The following is a 16,060-nucleotide window of genomic DNA, read 5'->3' on the forward strand; positions in this document are numbered from 1 at the left end:
AGCGCCTTCTGTAGGATCGGATGCATGCTGGGGAAGACCTACGAGTCGCAGGAGTGTTCGATCGCACGCTCGCTGGAGGTGATCGGCGAGCGCTGGAGCCCGCTGATCATTCGTGACGCCCTGTTCGCGGGGGCGACCCGCTTCAGCGACTTCCAGCGCAACCTGGGTATCGCGACCAACATCCTCAAGGCCCGGCTCGACGGCTTCGTCTCGGCCGGGATCATGACGCGCCACAGGTACTCCGAGCAGCCCGAACTGCATGAGTACCTGGTGACCGACAAGGGGCGTGCGCTCGCGCCCGCGCTGGTCGCGCTCTCCGAGTGGGGTGACCGGTGGGCGACCGACGGGGAGCCGCCGATCCTCTACACGCATGCGGTGTGCGGCACCGGAGTCATTCAGCAGACGGTGTGCGCCCACTGCGGGCGCGTGGACGACCCGGCCGAGATCCAGGCCACGATCGGGCCCGGCGTGCCCGCCGAACGCCCACCACGGCAGGCCTGACCCTGCCACGATGCAACGGTTTCCTTCCAGCAGGCCATGTCGGGCACAGGCGAACATCCAGAGCCCCGCGGCCGGCTTCTGCCCTTCTTCACCAGCAGGTCATGGCGGGCAGGTGCGAACATCCAGTGCCACCGCGGCCGGCTTCTGCCGTGTTCCGGCGGCATCCCACGAAAGGACGCGCAGAGATGGCTCTCGAGATCATCCAACCCGAAGATCTGGACAACCCGGAGACCTACAGCCACGTCATCGTCGCGACCGGCGGCCGGATGGCGTTCATCGCCGGCCAGATGTCCGACGACCGCAACGGCGACCTGGTGGCTCCCGGCGATCTGGCAGCCCAGGCCCGGCAGGTGTTCGCCAATCTCGGGCGCGCCCTTGCCGCCGCGGGCGCCCGTCCGGACCAGGTCACCAGAATCACGATCTACGTGGTGGGACACCGCAGGGAGTACCTGCCCGTCATCGAGGCGGCCAGGGTCGAGCTGTTCGGCGACCACAAGCCCACCGACGCCCTGCTCGGCGTGGAGACGCTGGCCGCCCCCGGCTACCTGATCGAGGTCGACGCGATCGCGGTACTCGACTGAGCCCAGGTCAGCGTGGTCGATCGCGCCGAGGTCGTCGCCGACTTCCAGGGCGCAGAAGTGAACCGTCTTGGCGCGGGAGGCGCCGGAATGCTCGGCCTGGGAGGCGGTGCCGGAATGCTCGGCCCGCTTGACGAGACGGACGGCGACACCCGGCGGGCCGGGTCGCAGACGAAGGTCAGGCCGGTGGCGCAGGAGCCGGCGACGCGGACGGAGCCCCAGGCACCCCCAGCAGCGGGAGCCACACCTCGTCCACGATCTCGACGATCGACTCGCCCGACACCGGGCGCATCGTCATGAACATGTCGTGGCGCAACAGGTCCAACGGCAGGTTCACCACGCGGGACGCACGCGGCACGTCGGGCAGCTCGCCACGCTCGACCGCGCGGGCGACGATCGTCTCGAAGGCGGTCGCCTGGCCCGGCGGGAGGAGGGTGTCGCGTAGCTCGCTGAGGCTGGTACCGGTGTCGCGGAAGTAGTCCACCAGCTGCACGCTCATCAACGTGATCATGCCTGCGCGGTCAGCGTCGGCGTTGCGCAGGAAGCCGATGGCGTCCTCGCGGAGGCTGCCGGTGTCTGGCACCGCGATCGGCTGCCAGAACTTGGTGAGAGTGGCCAGCAGCAGGTCGTCGCGCCGCGGCCAGCGCCGGTAGAGCACAGGACGACTCGTGCCGGCGCGGGCGGCGACCGCTTCGTAGGTGAAGCCGTGATATCCATGCTCGACCAGCACCTCCCATGCGGCGTCGAGGATCGCGTCCTCGAGTTTTGAACCGCGTCGACGGGATGCGCCGCTGTCGCGGGTCGTGCCGCCGTCGGCACGACGTTCCGCCGCCTGCGCCCCATCCGCCCCGCGCTCACCCGCGATCCGCCCATCCATACGATCCACTTGCGTATCTTATCCCGGCAGCTTACGGTGTCCACCGTTAGATACAGCGGCGTACCCTAAGGAGTCGTCAGTGATGTTCGACGTCATCATCGTCGGCGGTGGACCCTCCGGCCTCTTCCTCGCCTGCGAGCTCCGCCTCGCGGGAGTCCGGCCTCTGGTGTTGGAACGACGGCCGGAACCAGACCTGGCAGACAAGGCACACGGCCTCGCAGGCCAGGTCGTGCGGCTGCTGGACCACCGTGGCCTCTTCGAACGCTGCGGGGGCCAAGGAGCACCGGTGCCCGCACCTGGGTTCTTCTTCGGCGGGATGCCGCTGCCGCTGCACGTGCTCGGCAAGGAGAACCCGATGTATCTCCTGCCGGTCAACCAGCGCGATCTTGAACGTGTGCTCAACGAGCGCGCGGCAGAACTCGGCGCGGATGTCCGACGAGGCTGGGACGTGCTGTCCTTCAGCCAGAGCGAGGAACAGGTCGACGTCGTGGCACGCGGTTCGGACGGAGTCGAGACGACATTCACGACCCGATACCTCGTCGGCTGCGACGGCGGCCACAGCCTGGTCCGCAAGCAGGCAGGAATCGCCTTCCCCGGCGTCAGCGACGACAACGTCGTCGACCGGACGGCCCTGATCGGGCCGAGCGACCGCTTCCGTCTCGCGCCGGGTGGACGTGTCGTGATCGATGGCCTCGGCGAGATCCCGGCGGTGTTCCACCGTACCGAGCGGGGCCTTTTCACGCTCCTCGCGCACGATCCTGAGCGGCCGCTGGTCAACACGGCCGAATGGGAAGATCACCCGGCAGGCAGCTTCCCTGGACCGGGTACGCCGATGACGCTGGCCGAGATGGAGGAGAGCATCGAACGGGTCCTCGGAGTGCGCCTGCCCCTGGCTCCGCCGCCCGAGGGCGCGCCCACCATGCTTCGCCGCCTGTGCGGCCGGAACTCCCGGCTCGCTGACCGCTACCGCGACGGTCGGGTCTTCATCGCCGGGGACGCCGCACAGGTAAGCCACGGGCCGACGCTGAATCTGGCGCTGCAGGACGCGGCCAACCTGGCCTGGAAGCTCGCCGCCACACTGCAGGGGTGGGCCCCTGAAGACCTACTGGACAGCTACGAGACCGAACGCCACGCGAGCGGCGAACGCGTGCTCATGCATACCCAGGCCGCGACCGCTCTGACGGCACCCGGAGGCGATGTCACCGCGCTACGCCGGCTCTTCGCGGAACTCCTCGACCGCACCGAGAACATGCACATGATCGCCGCCCTGACAGCGGGCGCCGACGTCCGCTACGACATGGGCGAGGAAGACCTCGCCGCGCCCACCGGCTGGTTCGTGCCGCCCATCGACCTGACCACCGACGACGGACGCACACATCGTCTCGCTGAGCTCCTGCGGGACGCCCGCCCCCTGCTTCTTGACCTCACCGGCGGAAACGACCTCGCCACCACCGCAGAGCCCTGGAACGACCGGGTACGCCGCGTGCCCGCGACCGCCGACGACGCCCCAGCACCCGCGTTGCTCATCCGACCCGACGGCTACGTCGCCTGGGCAGGCGCGGACCCCGACGGTCTGAAGGCGGCCCTCACCCGCTGGTTCAGCCCGGGCTGAGACCGCAGCATCTCCCGACCCACACTGCCGTGCGGATGAGGACCCGCCGCATCAATGATCACGCGTTCGCAGCCCGCGCGACGAGGCGGTCGGCCTGCCGTCGGGTCATATCCCGACGGTTGGAGCAGCACTCCTCGAAGGAGGAGCGGCTGGGTCGGTAGAGGCGAGCACGGAGCCCCCTGCGGTCCCCGCCCTCATGAGAAGTCCAAGGAGGAGCGGCTGGCTCGATAGAGGCGAGCATGGAGCCTATTGCGGTGCCCGCCCTCACGAGAAGCCTTAGGGATCTTGGGTCAGCGGGCACCCGTACGAGCATGGTCCTGTCGGCGGGCACCACAAAGCGGCTGGTTAGGATATTTCGGTTATGGATGCGGGCGCAGTGGCAGACGAGAGACACCGACCGGAACGGGAGGCGTCCCGGCCAGAGTCCGGCGCTCCCCTGGATTGGGCGATGCGGCCCGCGGAAATTTCAGACATCGAGACGATCGCGGAGCTGCGGGCGACCGTCCTGCGGCCCGATCTGGAGCGGCTGGGCCGGTTCGACGAGCATCGAGTCCGGCAGCGGCTACGGGACGCCTTCTCGTCGCAGCACACATCGGTGATCACGGTCGGCGGCGCGTTCGCAGGCTGTGTCACCCTGCGACCGGCCGACGACGGGCACTGGCTCGAACACTTCTACCTCGCTCCGGAGCTCCAGAGTCGGGGGGTCGGGTCCGCCGTGCTGCGCAGCCTCTTCGATCGGACCGATGCCGAGGATGCCCCCGTGCGACTGATCGTCCTGCAGGGCAGCGCCGCACAGCGGCTGTACGAGCGCCACGGGTTCACGGTGGAGCAGGCTGACCCCATCGACGTCTCCATGGTGCGACGGCCGGGCACTCCCGCCAGGTGACGTGATTCACGTCATTCACCCCGTGGACGCGAGATATGCCACCGGGCGCGGCGGGGTGCCGGCCAGATCGGACGGCGCCTTCGCAGGGTTGTCCGGAGTGGCGGTGTCCTGAGGATGAGTCCCGGGCGAGGCTCCAGCAGCCGTCGGAGTCGCCCTGCGGGCTTCTGGACTGGCGGCTTCGGCCGTGTCGACCGGCTGGAGGGTCACGGGGGAAGCTCCATCTGTCGACACCAGACGGTCGGTCGTGGCAGCGGACTGCGCACCGTCGGCCTCGATCGTGGGTCCCATCGTCGGGACCCGCGGGTTCAGAGCGGAGGCGGCGGCCGACGTGGGGAGCGTGTGGTCGGCCCCCGGCTGAATTCCCTTCCCTGGGGCCTGCGGCGGGTAGGGCACGGACAGACGGGGCCCTGTGAGGTGGGTCTTGGCGAAGTCAGCAGCAGGGTGTGCGGCGCTGGACGCTGTGGGATGGGGCTCGGTTGAGCCTGGCTCGCCTGCCGCATCGAATCCTGCGCGAAGCTCGGACGCCACATCGACCACTGGAAGGGTCTCGGGTGTGATCTCAGCCGCTGTGCGGGGCTTGGGGGCTGGGGTCGTCAGGAGGACTGAGGCGGCTGGGAGGGCGGCCTCGGCGGTCAGCTCTTCCGTGGTGGCCGGAGGATCCGCCGATGGTTCCATCGCCACGAGGGCCACCGAGTGCACTTCCACCTCGTATCGCCAGCTCTTCGCCGAGGGCGGGCCGTAGATCCTGCAGCGCAGCGCCCCTCTGATCTTCATCGGATCTCGCGGCCGCATCGCCTTCACCATGGCCGCCACCTCGGCGTCGAACGTGACGCACTGGATGGTGTCAACGAAGCCGCCCCGCCGTACCAGAGGACGGCGACGGACGATGATGCGCCACTTGGTCAGAGTGTCGCCGCTGGGCATGGCGCGCTCGTCCGGTCTGGCGGACAGGCGCCCCACCAGCGTCACGTCGTTGCGGTCCACGTGATCCTCCTCCTGGAACGGCGCGGCCCGCGGGGGCTGCGCTTGTCGGGGGACCACTCTTTACGATGTGGGGAAGGCCGGAGCGGACAGAATGCCGTTCTGGGGACAGCGGTTCGGCTCGGGAGAGTGGCTGTGGACAACATCACCGCGCTCGGCGGCGACGTCTATGAGATCGACACGCGGATGGCCGGGTATGCCGGAATCACGGCCGGCTACCTCATCCTCGGAGACCGGCCATGCCTGGTCGAGACCGGCACGTCGACGTCCGCGCCGGTGGTGCGCGACGCCCTGGCCTCGCTCGGCGTCGGCCCTGACGACCTGGCGACCGTCGTCGTCACCCACATCCACCTCGACCACGCGGGCGGCGTAGGAGACATCGCGGGGTTCTTTCCTCAGGCGCAGATCGTGGTGCACGAGAAGGGTGCTCGGCATCTGGCCGATCCGTCCAGGCTCATGGCGAGCGCACGAATGGTGTGGGGTGACCGGCTCGACACGTTGTTCGGGGAGTTGTCCCCCACGGAGTCGGAGCGCATCGTCGCCCTGGGCGACACCGGCGCCATCGATCTGGGCAACGGCCGGACGCTGTCCAGCCACTACTCCCCCGGCCATGCCAAGCACCATGTCGGCCTGGTCGACTCCGCCACCGGCGACCTGTACGTCGGCGACGCGGCAGGCGTCTACCTGCCGGAGACGGGCGACCTGCGTCCCGCGACCCCGCCGCCGGACTTCGACCTCCAGACCGCCCTCGACTCGATCGCCCTGTTCCAGTCCCTGGGCCCGCAGCGGCTCCTTTTCAGCCATTACGGCCCCGTCGGTGCGGTTCAGGAGACTCTCGAGCGCTCCGCGGAAGAGCTACGCGTCTGGGTGGATCTCACCAAGCAGGCCCACCAGGAGGGCATGGACCTCGACCACGCCGTCGCCATGGTCCGCGACCGCACCCGCGAGCGGTACACCGCTCTCAAGTCCGACGACGAGACGGCCGAGCAGTTCGAACTGCTCAGCGGGGCGCCGTCCAACGTGGCGGGCATCCTTCACTGGCTGAACAAGGTCTCCCCGTAACCCCAGGAGGTACGGCTCGGCACGGATGATCCGCGCCGCGAGCACGGCTGCGCCGTACCGAAAAGATTTCGGTACGGCGCAGCCCACGATCACTTCTTGTCTTCGGAGTCCTCGGGGTCGTCGAGGATGTCACCGAAGTTGGGCTCGATGAACGCGGGACCGATGCCGGTCTTCGCGGGCTCGCTCTCGCCCGATGCCGCCGGTGCCTTGGCCGCCTTGGGCTCCGTCGATGTCGCCGATCCCTTCGTGGAGTCGGCGAGCTCTCTGTCGAGGTCCTCCTCCAGGTCGTCGAAGTCGTCGTCGGAGTCGTCGTCCACGCCCTCGACGTCGCCGTCCGACTCATCAGCGTCATCGACGTCGTCTACATCGTCCGAAGCCTCGTCGACCGGCTCCTCGTCGGAGTCGATCTCCGCGAGCTCCTCCTCGTCGTCGAAGTCGACCACGGAGGAAGCGGCTGCCTCCGAGCCGGAGACCTCCACGGAAGGGGCTTCACCCGCCGAGGGCTCCTCGTCCTCGTCGTCGTCATCGTCGAGCACGTCGGAAGGCTGCCTGGCCTCCGCCGCCCCATCCTGCGCATCGCCCTCGTCATCGAGAACGTCGCCGAACTCCTCGTCGCCGGCCTGCATGCCCCTGGCGCCCTCATCGGCACCCTCGACATCCTCGGTGTCCTCGACATCCTCGGTGTCCTCGACATCCTCGGTGTCCTCGACATCCTCGGTGTCCTCGACATCCTCGGTGTCCTCGACATCCTTGACGTCCTCGTCGACGTCCTCGAAGTCCTCTTCGATGTCCTCGATCACCGCGCCGGTGAGCTCGGCGTACCGCTCGGCAGCGTCCGTCTCACCGTCCTCGTCGAAGGCCATCGCCCTGGCGAACCAGTCCGTCGCCGCGTCCTGGTGACCCGCGTCGGCGAGCGCGTCGGCGTACGCGAACGCAAGCCTGGCCGACCAAGGACGCGCGCTCGTGTCGCGCAGTTCGGGCAGCCGCTGGAGGGTGATGACGGCGGCGTCCTTCTGGTCGAGGTCGCGGCGGGCGCCGGACTCGACGATGGCCAGCTCGATGCGTCCCGCCCTGTCGAGGCGCTCGGCCTCCGGCGAGCGCACCAGGTCGAGGGCGCGCTCGGGACGACCCATCCCGCGCTCGCAGTCGGCCATGATCGGCAGGTAGGCGTCGGAGCCCGTCATCCTGCGCGCGGCGCGCAGATCGCTCAGCGCCTCGGAGAAGTTCCCCGCGCGGTAGGCGACGATGCCCGCCGCCTCACGGACGACGCCGATGCGGGCGGCGAACCTGCGGGCGACCTTGGTGTGCTCGTGCGCCCTGTCGGTGTCGTCCTCGACCAGCGCGCGCTCGGCGGCGACAAGGTGACGCCCCACGATCTCGGCGAGGTCGAGCGGCAGCGAGCGCAGCTCGTCACGGACGTCCTTGTCGAGCTCGTCGAGCGTGATGTCCGGCGGAATGTCGGGCAGCTGCTCGCGACGGGGAGCCTCCTCCTCGCGCTCCTCCCTGCCGAACCTGGCCCTGGACGCCGCGGGGGGACGATCCGCCGACCCGTGAGAGTCACGGGAGAACGGCCGGTCCTCGCGGCCGCGGAAACCACCCTGCGGACGGTCGTCACGGTCACGGAACCCGCCGCCCTGCGGCCTGTCACGGAACCCGCCACCCTGGGGACGGTCACCCTGCGGGCGGTCGTCGCGTCCCCGGTAGCCGCCGCCCTGCGGACGGTCCTCGCGCGAGGCGTACCCTCGGTCGTCCCTGTTCTGGAACGGCCGGGACGAACGCGGCCTGTCATCCCCACGAGGAGCACCACCGCGATCGTCACGATCCCGGTAGCCGCCACCCTGCGGACGGTCATCACGACCACGGTAACCGCCACCCTGAGCACGGTCACGGAAACCACCGCCCTGAGGACGGTCGCCGCCCTGGGGACGGTCATCACGGCCCCGGTAGCCGCCACCCTGCGGGCGGTCGCGGAAGCCGCCGCCCTGCGGACGGTCGTCACGGCCCCTGTACCCGCCCCCACCCTGGGGACGGTCACGGAAGCCACCGCCCTGAGGACGGTCGCGGAAGCCGCCCCTCTCGTCGTTGCCTCGAGAGCCCTCGCGAGGCCGCTCGTCGCGGTCGCGGGGCGCCCGGTCGTCACGGTCACGGAACCCGCCGCCCTGCGGCCTGTCACGGAATCCACCGCTCTGGCGGTCACCCTGCGGACGGTCGTCACGGCCCCTGTACCCGCCGCCCTGGGGACGGTCACCGTACCCACCGCCCTGCGGCCTGTCACGGAAACCACCACCCTGCGGACGGTCGTCGCGACCGCGGTAGCCGCCACCGCCCTGGGGACGGTCGTCGCGACCGCGGTACCCACCGCCACCCTGCGGACGGTCGCGGAACCCACCTCGATCGTCACTGCGGGGCGCGCGGTCATCGCGATCACGGAAACCGCCACCGCCCTGGGGCCTGTCGCGGAACCCGCCACCCTGCGGACGGTCACGGTAGCCGCCACCCTGCGGACGGTCATCACGCCCGCGGTAGCCGCCACCCTGCGGACGGTCACCCTGCGGGCGGTCGTCGCGTCCCCGGTAGCCGCCGCCCTGCGGACGGTCCTCGCGCGAGGCGTACCCTCGGTCGTCCCTGTTCTGGAACGGCCGGGACGAACGCGGCCTGTCATCCCCACGAGGAGCACCACCGCGATCGTCACGATCCCGGTAGCCGCCACCCTGCGGACGGTCATCACGACCACGGTAACCGCCACCCTGAGCACGGTCACGGAAACCACCGCCCTGAGGACGGTCGCCGCCCTGGGGACGGTCATCACGGCCCCGGTAGCCGCCACCCTGCGGGCGGTCGCGGAAGCCGCCGCCCTGCGGACGGTCGTCGCGTCCCCGGTAGCCACCCCTGTCGTCACGCCCCTGGTAACCACCACGAGGACGGTCGTCGCGCGACGAGCCGCCTCTGTCATCGCGCCGCGGATAGCCGCCGCCGCGCTCATCGCGACCCTGGGAGCCGCCCTGCGGCCGGTCGCCGGACCTGAACGGCCGGTCGCCGCGGGGCTGTCCCTGCCCGCGCTCGCCGTACGAACGCCTCTCCCCGTCGCGGGGCGTGTCCCCGCCCTGGCCGCTCTGCTCGCGGCGGCCCTCGCCGTCCGATCCGTTGTCTCTGTTCACTTCTAGGTCCATTTCGTTGGCTCACTCAGCGGACACGTGCTCCAACGCGACGGTCCACCGTGGCTGATCGCTGCCCACTTCGGGTCTTACGCGACGAAGGCCACCCGTGGTTGAGGGTGGCCAGGCCCCTTCAGCCTAGCAAGTCCTCGCATGTCCCCGCGCCTCAAGGGCTCACCGCGAAAAGCGTTCGCCCCCGGGAGCCCTTCAAGCCGACAATGGCGGCCATGTCACTGCGCTTCCACGAGATCGCCGAATCCCGGCACCGCATCCTCAATCCGATCACCGACGACAAGCTCGACCTGCTCGGCGAGATCTGCCGCATCAGAGAGGGCGCCCGCCAGCTCGACCTCGCCTGCGGCAAGGCGGAGATGCTCAGCCGCTGGTCGGCCCGCTACGGCCTGTCCGGCGTCGGCGTGGACATCAGCGAGGTCTTCCTCGCCGCCGCCCGTGAGCGCGCGGCGGAGCTGGGCGTCTCAGATCGCCTGACCTTCGTCCATGGCGACGCGGGCGGCTACACGACCGAGGAGCGCTTCGACCTGGTTTCCTGCATCGGCGCCACCTGGATCGGCGGCGGGCTGACAGGCACCCTCGATCTGATGCGCCCGATGCTGCGCCCCGACGGCCTGGCCCTGGTCGGCGAGCCTTACTGGATCAGCGACCCGCCCGCCTCCGCAATGAAGGAGCTGGAGGGCTTCACCTCGCTGGCCGGCACCGACGACCGCTTCGAGGCGGCGGGGTTCGAACTGGTGGAGATGGTGCTGGCCAACCCCGACAGCTGGGACCGCTACATGGCCAGTCAGTGGCTGACGTTGAGCGACTGGCTGCTGGCCAACCCCGACGACGCAGACGCCCCAGCTCTGCGCGACTTCCTGCGCCAGAGCCGCCGCTCTCACCTCGAGTACGGCAGGCAGCACCTCGGCTGGGGCGTCTTCGTGTTGCGCCCGAAGGCCCAGGACAGGACATAGTGGACGCCGACGGCGTGTGGGAGAACAAAAAGGGCCACCCCGGTACAGGGGTGGCCCTTTGTGAAGATTGCGCGGCGGCGACCTACTCTCCCACACCCTCCCGAGTGCAGTACCATCGGCGCTGCAGAGCTTAACTTCCGGGTTCGGAATGTAACCGGGTGTTTCCTCTGCGCTATAACCGCCGCAACCCTGTGAAACTGTCAAGCACAGACGTGCTTGTTGTTTCAGAATTGCATAGTGGACGCGGGCAAGAAGACCTTTGGTTTCGCGCTGCTCCGGACCCGGCGAAGAGTAACAGAGCTGCTGCAGAAACCAAAGCTTATGCTTTGTGGTCAAGTCCTCGGCCTATTAGTACCGGTCAGCTCCACACGTTACCGTGCTTCCACCTCCGGCCTATCAACCCGGTCGTCTACCGGGAGCCTTACCCACACAACGTGGTGGGAGACCTCATCTCAAGGCGAGCTTCCCGCTTAGATGCTTTCAGCGGTTATCCCTTCCGAACGTAGCCAACCAGCCGTGCACCTGGCGGTACAACTGGCACACCAGAGGTTCGTCCGTCCCGGTCCTCTCGTACTAGGGACAGCCCCTTTCAAGTCTCCTGCGCGCGCAGCGGATAGGGACCGAACTGTCTCGCGACGTTCTAAACCCAGCTCGCGTACCGCTTTAATGGGCGAACAGCCCAACCCTTGGGACCTACTCCAGCCCCAGGATGCGACGAGCCGACATCGAGGTGCCAAACCATCCCGTCGATATGGACTCTTGGGGAAGATCAGCCTGTTATCCCCGGGGTACCTTTTAGCCGTTGAGCGACGGCGCTTCCACATGCCACCGCCGGATCACTAGTCCCAGCTTTCGCTCCTGCTCGACCCGTCAGTCTCACAGTCAAGCTCCCTTGTGCACTTACACTCAACACCTGATTGCCAACCAGGCTGAGGGAACCTTTGGGCGCCTCCGTTACTCTTTAGGAGGCAACCGCCCCAGTTAAACTACCCACCAGACACTGTCCCCGATCCGGATCACGGACCAGAGTTAGACGTTCAAAACGACCAGAGTGGTATTTCACCAATGACTCCACCCGAACTAGCGTCCGAGCTTCACAGTCTCCCACCTATCCTACACAAGACGTTCCAAACGCCAATGTCAAGCTGTAGTGAAGGTCCCGGGGTCTTTCCGTCCTGCTGCGCGTAACGAGCATCTTTACTCGTAGTGCAATTTCGCCGGGTCTGCGGTTGAGACAGCGGGGAAGTCGTTACGCCATTCGTGCAGGTCGGAACTTACCCGACAAGGAATTTCGCTACCTTAGGATGGTTATAGTTACCACCGCCGTTTACCGGCGCTTAAGTTCTCACCTTCGCTGTGTTGCCACAGCTAAGCGGTCCCCTTAACGTTCCGGCACCGGGCAGGCGTCAGTCCGTATACATCGTCTTACGACTTCGCACGGACCTGTGTTTTTAGTAAACAGTCGCTTCCCCCTGGCCACTGCGACCCCCACCAGCTCAGAAAGCTAGTTTCGTCACCAGCAGAGGTCCCCCTTCTCCCGAAGTTACGGGGGCAATTTGCCGAGTTCCTTAACCACAGTTCACCCGATCGCCTTGGTATTCTCTACCTGACCACCTGAGTCGGTTTAGGGTACGGGCCGCCACAACACTCGCTAGAGGCTTTTCTCGGCAGCATAGGATCATCCACTTCGCCACAATCGGCTCGGCATCACATCTCAGGATACGTACAGGGCGGATTTGCCTACCCTGCTCCCTACATGCTTACCCCAGGAACAACCATCGCCTGGGTTGGACTACCTTCCTGCGTCACCCCATCGCTTACCTACTACCCGATCGGATCGAGCGTTCAGCCTCACCACTTGTCCCGAAGGACGCTGCGGGGCTTAAGGACTCTTAGCATCACGAGGTTCGATATGGGCGTGTTAAAGCGGGTACGGGAATATCAACCCGTTGTCCATCGACTACGCCTGTCGGCCTCGCCTTAGGTCCCGACTTACCCTGGGCGGATTAGCCTGGCCCAGGAACCCTTGGTCATTCGGCGGCAGGGTTTCTCACCCTGCATTCGCTACTCATGCCTGCATTCTCACTCGCACAGCCTCCACAACTAGATCACTCTGCTGCTTCGCCGGCTGCACGACGCTCCCCTACCCATCAACCCCGCATGGGGGTCAATGCCACGACTTCGGCGGTGTACTTGAGCCCCGCTACATTGTCGGCGCGGAATCACTTGACCAGTGAGCTATTACGCACTCTTTCAAGGGTGGCTGCTTCTAAGCCAACCTCCTGGTTGTCTCTGCGACTCCACATCCTTTCCCACTTAGCACACGCTTAGGGGCCTTAGTCGGTGATCTGGGCTGTTTCCCTCTCGACTACGGAGCTTATCCCCCGCAGTCTCACTGCCACGCTCTCACTTACCGGCATTCGGAGTTTGGCTGACGTCAGTAACCTTGTCGGGCCCATCGGCCATCCAGTGCTCTACCTCCGGCAAGAAACACGTGACGCTGCACCTAAATGCATTTCGGGGAGAACCAGCTATCACGGAGTTTGATTGGCCTTTCACCCCTACACACAGGTCATCCCCCAGGTTTTCAACCCTGGTGGGTTCGGTCCTCCACGAGGTCTTACCCTCGCTTCAACCTGCCCATGCGTAGATCACTCCGCTTCGGGTCTACAGCATGCGACTCAAACGCCCTATTCAGACTCGCTTTCGCTACGGCTCCCCCACACGGGTTAACCTCGCCACACACCATAACTCGCAGGCTCATTCTTCAAAAGGCACGCAGTCACATCACACACCAGCAAGCTGATGTAAGCTCCTACGGCTTGTAGGCACACGGTTTCAGGTACTATTTCACGACCCCTCACCGGGGCACTTTTCACCTTTCCCTCACGGTACTAGTGCACTATCGGTCATCAGGGAGTATTTAGGCTTACCAGGTGGTCCTGGCAGATTCACACAGGATTTCTCGGGCCCCGTGCTACTTGGGATCCCCTCAAACAGTCGACAAGGTTTCGCCTACCCGGCTCTCACGGTCTACGGCAGCCCTTCCCAGAGCTTTCAACTACCCCATCGATTTCTCACTGTTTGTGGTCTCGGCAGAAACCACCAGAGGGTCCCACGACCCCGAACATGCAACGCCTGCCGGCTATCACACATGCCCGGTTTAGCCTCATCCGCTTTCGCTCACCACTACTCACGGAATCACTGTTGTTTTCTCTTCCTACGGGTACTGAGATGTTTCACTTCCCCGCGTTACCACCAACCGCCCTATACATTCAGGCGGAGGCAACACCACATGACTGGTGCTAGGTTTCCCCATTCGGACATCCCCGGATCAACGTCTGGTTGGCGACTCCCCGAGGCTTAACGCAGCCTCCCACGTCCTTCATCGGCTCCTGATGCCAAGGCATCCACCGTGTGCCCTAAAAAACTTGGCCACAAAGATGCTCGCGTCCACTATGCAAATCTCAAACAACAAACAGCAACCAACTCCAAACCACACAATGATGGTTCTTCGCTGGCCCTGTATGAGGTGGAACAGACGGATCAGGCCACCATGCGAAACCCGCAGCGGGTGGCCCCTACGATCCGGTCCGTTTCCTCAGGACCCAACAGTGTGTCCAACCAGTCCAAGCCCCCTCACGGCCGTTCCCACTCCCTCCGAAGAAGGCGGTACTAACCCGCAGGCAACCAAACCTGGTTGAGTAGCCAGTGCTCCACTAATGAGCTGCCGAGCATCAGACGTTCGCTGATGACCTCGACGTAGACCGATCAAAGATCAGTCGGTGCTCCTTAGAAAGGAGGTGATCCAGCCGCACCTTCCGGTACGGCTACCTTGTTACGACTTCGTCCCAATCGCCAGCCCCACCTTCGACCGCTCCCCCCAGCAAGCTGGTTGGGCCACGGGCTTCGGGTGTTGCCGACTTTCGTGACGTGACGGGCGGTGTGTACAAGGCCCGGGAACGTATTCACCGCAGCGTTGCTGATCTGCGATTACTAGCGACTCCGACTTCATGGGGTCGAGTTGCAGACCCCAATCCGAACTGAGACCGGCTTTTAGGGATTCGCTCCACCTCACGGTATCGCAACCCTCTGTACCGGCCATTGTAGCATGTTTGCAGCCCAAGACATAAGGGGCATGATGACTTGACGTCATCCCCACCTTCCTCCGAGTTGACCCCGGCAGTCCCCCATGAGTCCCCAGCACGCCGAAGCGCCTGCTGGCAACATGGAGCAAGGGTTGCGCTCGTTGCGGGACTTAACCCAACATCTCACGACACGAGCTGACGACAGCCATGCACCACCTGTCACCCAGTCCGAAGAGGGCCACATCTCTGCAGCTTTCCGGGCGATGTCAAGCCTTGGTAAGGTTCTTCGCGTTGCGTCGAATTAAGCAACATGCTCCGCCGCTTGTGCGGGCCCCCGTCAATTCCTTTGAGTTTTAGCCTTGCGGCCGTACTCCCCAGGCGGGGCGCTTAATGCGTTAGCTCCGGCACGGAGATCGTGGAAGATCCCCACACCTAGCGCCCAACGTTTACAGCGTGGACTACCAGGGTATCTAATCCTGTTCGCTCCCCACGCTTTCGCTCCTCAGCGTCAGGTAAGGCCCAGAGAACCGCCTTCGCCACCGGTGTTCCTCCTGATATCTGCGCATTTCACCGCTACACCAGGAATTCCGTTCTCCCCTACCTACCTCTAGCCAGCCCGTATCCACCGCAGACCCGCAGTTAAGCTGCGAGCTTTCACGGCAGACGCGACAAGCCACCTACGAGCTCTTTACGCCCAATAATTCCGGACAACGCTTGCGCCCTACGTATTACCGCGGCTGCTGGCACGTAGTTAGCCGGCGCTTCTTCTGCAGGTACACGTCAACTTCGTCCCTGCTGAAAGAGGTTTACAACCCGAAGGCCGTCATCCCCCACGCGGCGTCGCTGCGTCAGGCTTTCGCCCATTGCGCAATATTCCCCACTGCTGCCTCCCGTAGGAGTCTGGGCCGTGTCTCAGTCCCAGTGTGGCCGGTCGCCCTCTCAGGCCGGCTACCCGTCGTCGCCTTGGTAGGCCACTACCCCACCAACAAGCTGATAGGCCGCGAGCCCATCCCCAACCGAAAAAACTTTCCACCACCACCCGATGCCGGGGGCGGTCGTATCCGGTATTAGACCCAGTTTCCCGGGCTTATCCCAGAGTCAGGGGCAGGTTGCTCACGTGTTACTCACCCGTTCGCCGCTCGAGTACCCCGAAGGGCCTTTCCGCTCGACTTGCATGTGTTAAGCACGCCGCCAGCGTTCGTCCTGAGCCAGGATCAAACTCTCCAAACAATGTTTGAGAATTTCTCCCGGCTGAAACATGAATGTTCCAACCAAAGGAATCCGTCCAATGGACGGGGTTGTGCATCATGCACTGGCTTTTAACACACTGTTGAGTTCTCAAGAAACGGACG

Annotated in this window: 10 protein-coding genes and 3 rRNA genes; 7 read left to right on the top strand and 6 right to left on the bottom strand. The window is 65.7% G+C overall.

What is annotated here, in order from left to right:
- Positions 1-24 precede the first annotated feature (24 nt).
- Together ABFX55_RS18185 and ABFX55_RS18190 are read left to right on the top strand one after the other, a co-directional pair.
- The gene (locus ABFX55_RS18185; protein ID WP_346122500.1) at positions 25-501 is read left to right on the top strand and encodes a winged helix-turn-helix transcriptional regulator; all 477 of its coding nucleotides are present in this window, start codon (positions 25-27) and stop codon (positions 499-501) included.
- A gap of 185 nt (positions 502-686) precedes the next feature.
- A complete protein-coding gene (locus tag ABFX55_RS18190) occupies positions 687-1,082 on the top strand; it encodes a RidA family protein (RefSeq protein WP_346122502.1) in 396 nt (131 codons plus the stop codon).
- 175 nt (positions 1,083-1,257) lie between these two features.
- Here ABFX55_RS18190 and ABFX55_RS18195 read toward each other — a convergent pair whose 3' ends face one another.
- Complete coding sequence (locus ABFX55_RS18195) at positions 1,258-1,956, bottom strand: TetR/AcrR family transcriptional regulator (RefSeq protein WP_346122534.1); 699 nt, start codon at positions 1,954-1,956, stop codon at positions 1,258-1,260.
- A gap of 82 nt (positions 1,957-2,038) precedes the next feature.
- Here ABFX55_RS18195 and ABFX55_RS18200 point away from each other — a divergent pair, with 82 nt between their 5' ends.
- Positions 2,039-3,568 (top strand): FAD-dependent monooxygenase, encoded by a 1,530-nt coding sequence (locus tag ABFX55_RS18200; RefSeq protein ID WP_346122536.1) that lies wholly within the window; start codon positions 2,039-2,041, stop codon positions 3,566-3,568.
- 448 nt (positions 3,569-4,016) lie between these two features.
- Positions 4,017-4,454, top strand: a complete 438-nt coding sequence (locus ABFX55_RS18205; protein WP_346122504.1) for a GNAT family N-acetyltransferase — start codon at positions 4,017-4,019, stop codon at positions 4,452-4,454.
- Positions 4,455-4,469: 15 nt separating this feature from the next.
- On the opposite strand, the gene ABFX55_RS18210 is transcribed toward ABFX55_RS18205, so the two are convergent.
- Positions 4,470-5,438 carry a single-stranded DNA-binding protein gene (locus ABFX55_RS18210; RefSeq protein WP_346122506.1) on the bottom strand — a complete coding sequence of 323 codons (969 nt, stop codon included), beginning with the start codon at positions 5,436-5,438 and terminating at the stop codon, positions 4,470-4,472.
- A gap of 132 nt (positions 5,439-5,570) precedes the next feature.
- On the opposite strand from ABFX55_RS18210, the gene ABFX55_RS18215 reads away from it, so the two are divergent.
- Entirely contained in the window at positions 5,571-6,497 is a 927-nt protein-coding gene (locus ABFX55_RS18215) for an MBL fold metallo-hydrolase (RefSeq protein WP_346122508.1), read from the top strand.
- Between the two features lie 89 nt (positions 6,498-6,586).
- Here the strand turns inward: ABFX55_RS18215 and ABFX55_RS18220 are convergent, their stop codons facing one another.
- Positions 6,587-7,870 carry a hypothetical protein gene (locus ABFX55_RS18220; RefSeq protein ID WP_346122510.1) on the bottom strand — a complete coding sequence of 428 codons (1,284 nt, stop codon included), beginning with the start codon at positions 7,868-7,870 and terminating at the stop codon, positions 6,587-6,589.
- On the opposite strand from ABFX55_RS18220, the gene ABFX55_RS18225 reads away from it, so the two are divergent.
- Both ABFX55_RS18225 and ABFX55_RS18230 read left to right on the top strand, forming a co-directional pair.
- Positions 7,808-9,661 (top strand): hypothetical protein, encoded by a 1,854-nt coding sequence (locus ABFX55_RS18225; protein ID WP_346122512.1) that lies wholly within the window; start codon positions 7,808-7,810, stop codon positions 9,659-9,661. The two genes, ABFX55_RS18220 and ABFX55_RS18225, sit on opposite strands and share 63 nt — an antisense overlap.
- A 218-nt stretch (positions 9,662-9,879) precedes the next feature.
- A complete protein-coding gene (locus ABFX55_RS18230; RefSeq protein WP_346122514.1) occupies positions 9,880-10,620 on the top strand; it encodes an SAM-dependent methyltransferase in 741 nt (246 codons plus the stop codon).
- Positions 10,621-10,689: 69 nt separating this feature from the next.
- Here the strand turns inward: ABFX55_RS18230 and rrf are convergent.
- From rrf to ABFX55_RS18245, 3 genes are all read right to left on the bottom strand, one after another.
- Positions 10,690-10,806 (bottom strand): 5S ribosomal RNA (rrf, locus tag ABFX55_RS18235).
- A 142-nt stretch (positions 10,807-10,948) separates the two neighbouring features.
- Positions 10,949-14,057, bottom strand: a 23S ribosomal RNA gene (locus ABFX55_RS18240).
- 359 nt (positions 14,058-14,416) lie between these two features.
- Positions 14,417-15,938: ribosomal RNA gene (locus ABFX55_RS18245) — 16S ribosomal RNA — on the bottom strand.
- The 16S, 23S and 5S rRNA genes sit together here, the layout of an rRNA operon.
- Positions 15,939-16,060: the final 122 nt, after the last annotated feature.

Source organism: Nonomuraea roseola (assembly GCF_039535395.1).
Classification (GTDB): Bacteria; Actinomycetota; Actinomycetes; order Streptosporangiales; family Streptosporangiaceae; genus Nonomuraea; species Nonomuraea roseola.

Excerpts from the sequence above, each read along its gene's own strand:
- ABFX55_RS18185 (WP_346122500.1), top strand. The coding sequence starts at position 25 with ATGCTGGGGAAGACCTACGAGTCGCAGGAGTGTTCGATCGCACGCTCG.
- ABFX55_RS18230 (WP_346122514.1), top strand. The coding sequence starts at position 9,880 with ATGTCACTGCGCTTCCACGAGATCGCCGAATCCCGGCACCGCATCCTC.
- ABFX55_RS18200 (WP_346122536.1), top strand. The coding sequence starts at position 2,039 with ATGTTCGACGTCATCATCGTCGGCGGTGGACCCTCCGGCCTCTTCCTC.
- ABFX55_RS18195 (WP_346122534.1), bottom strand. The coding sequence starts at position 1,956 with ATGGATGGGCGGATCGCGGGTGAGCGCGGGGCGGATGGGGCGCAGGCG.
- ABFX55_RS18205 (WP_346122504.1), top strand. The coding sequence starts at position 4,017 with ATGCGGCCCGCGGAAATTTCAGACATCGAGACGATCGCGGAGCTGCGG.
- ABFX55_RS18190 (WP_346122502.1), top strand. The coding sequence starts at position 687 with ATGGCTCTCGAGATCATCCAACCCGAAGATCTGGACAACCCGGAGACC.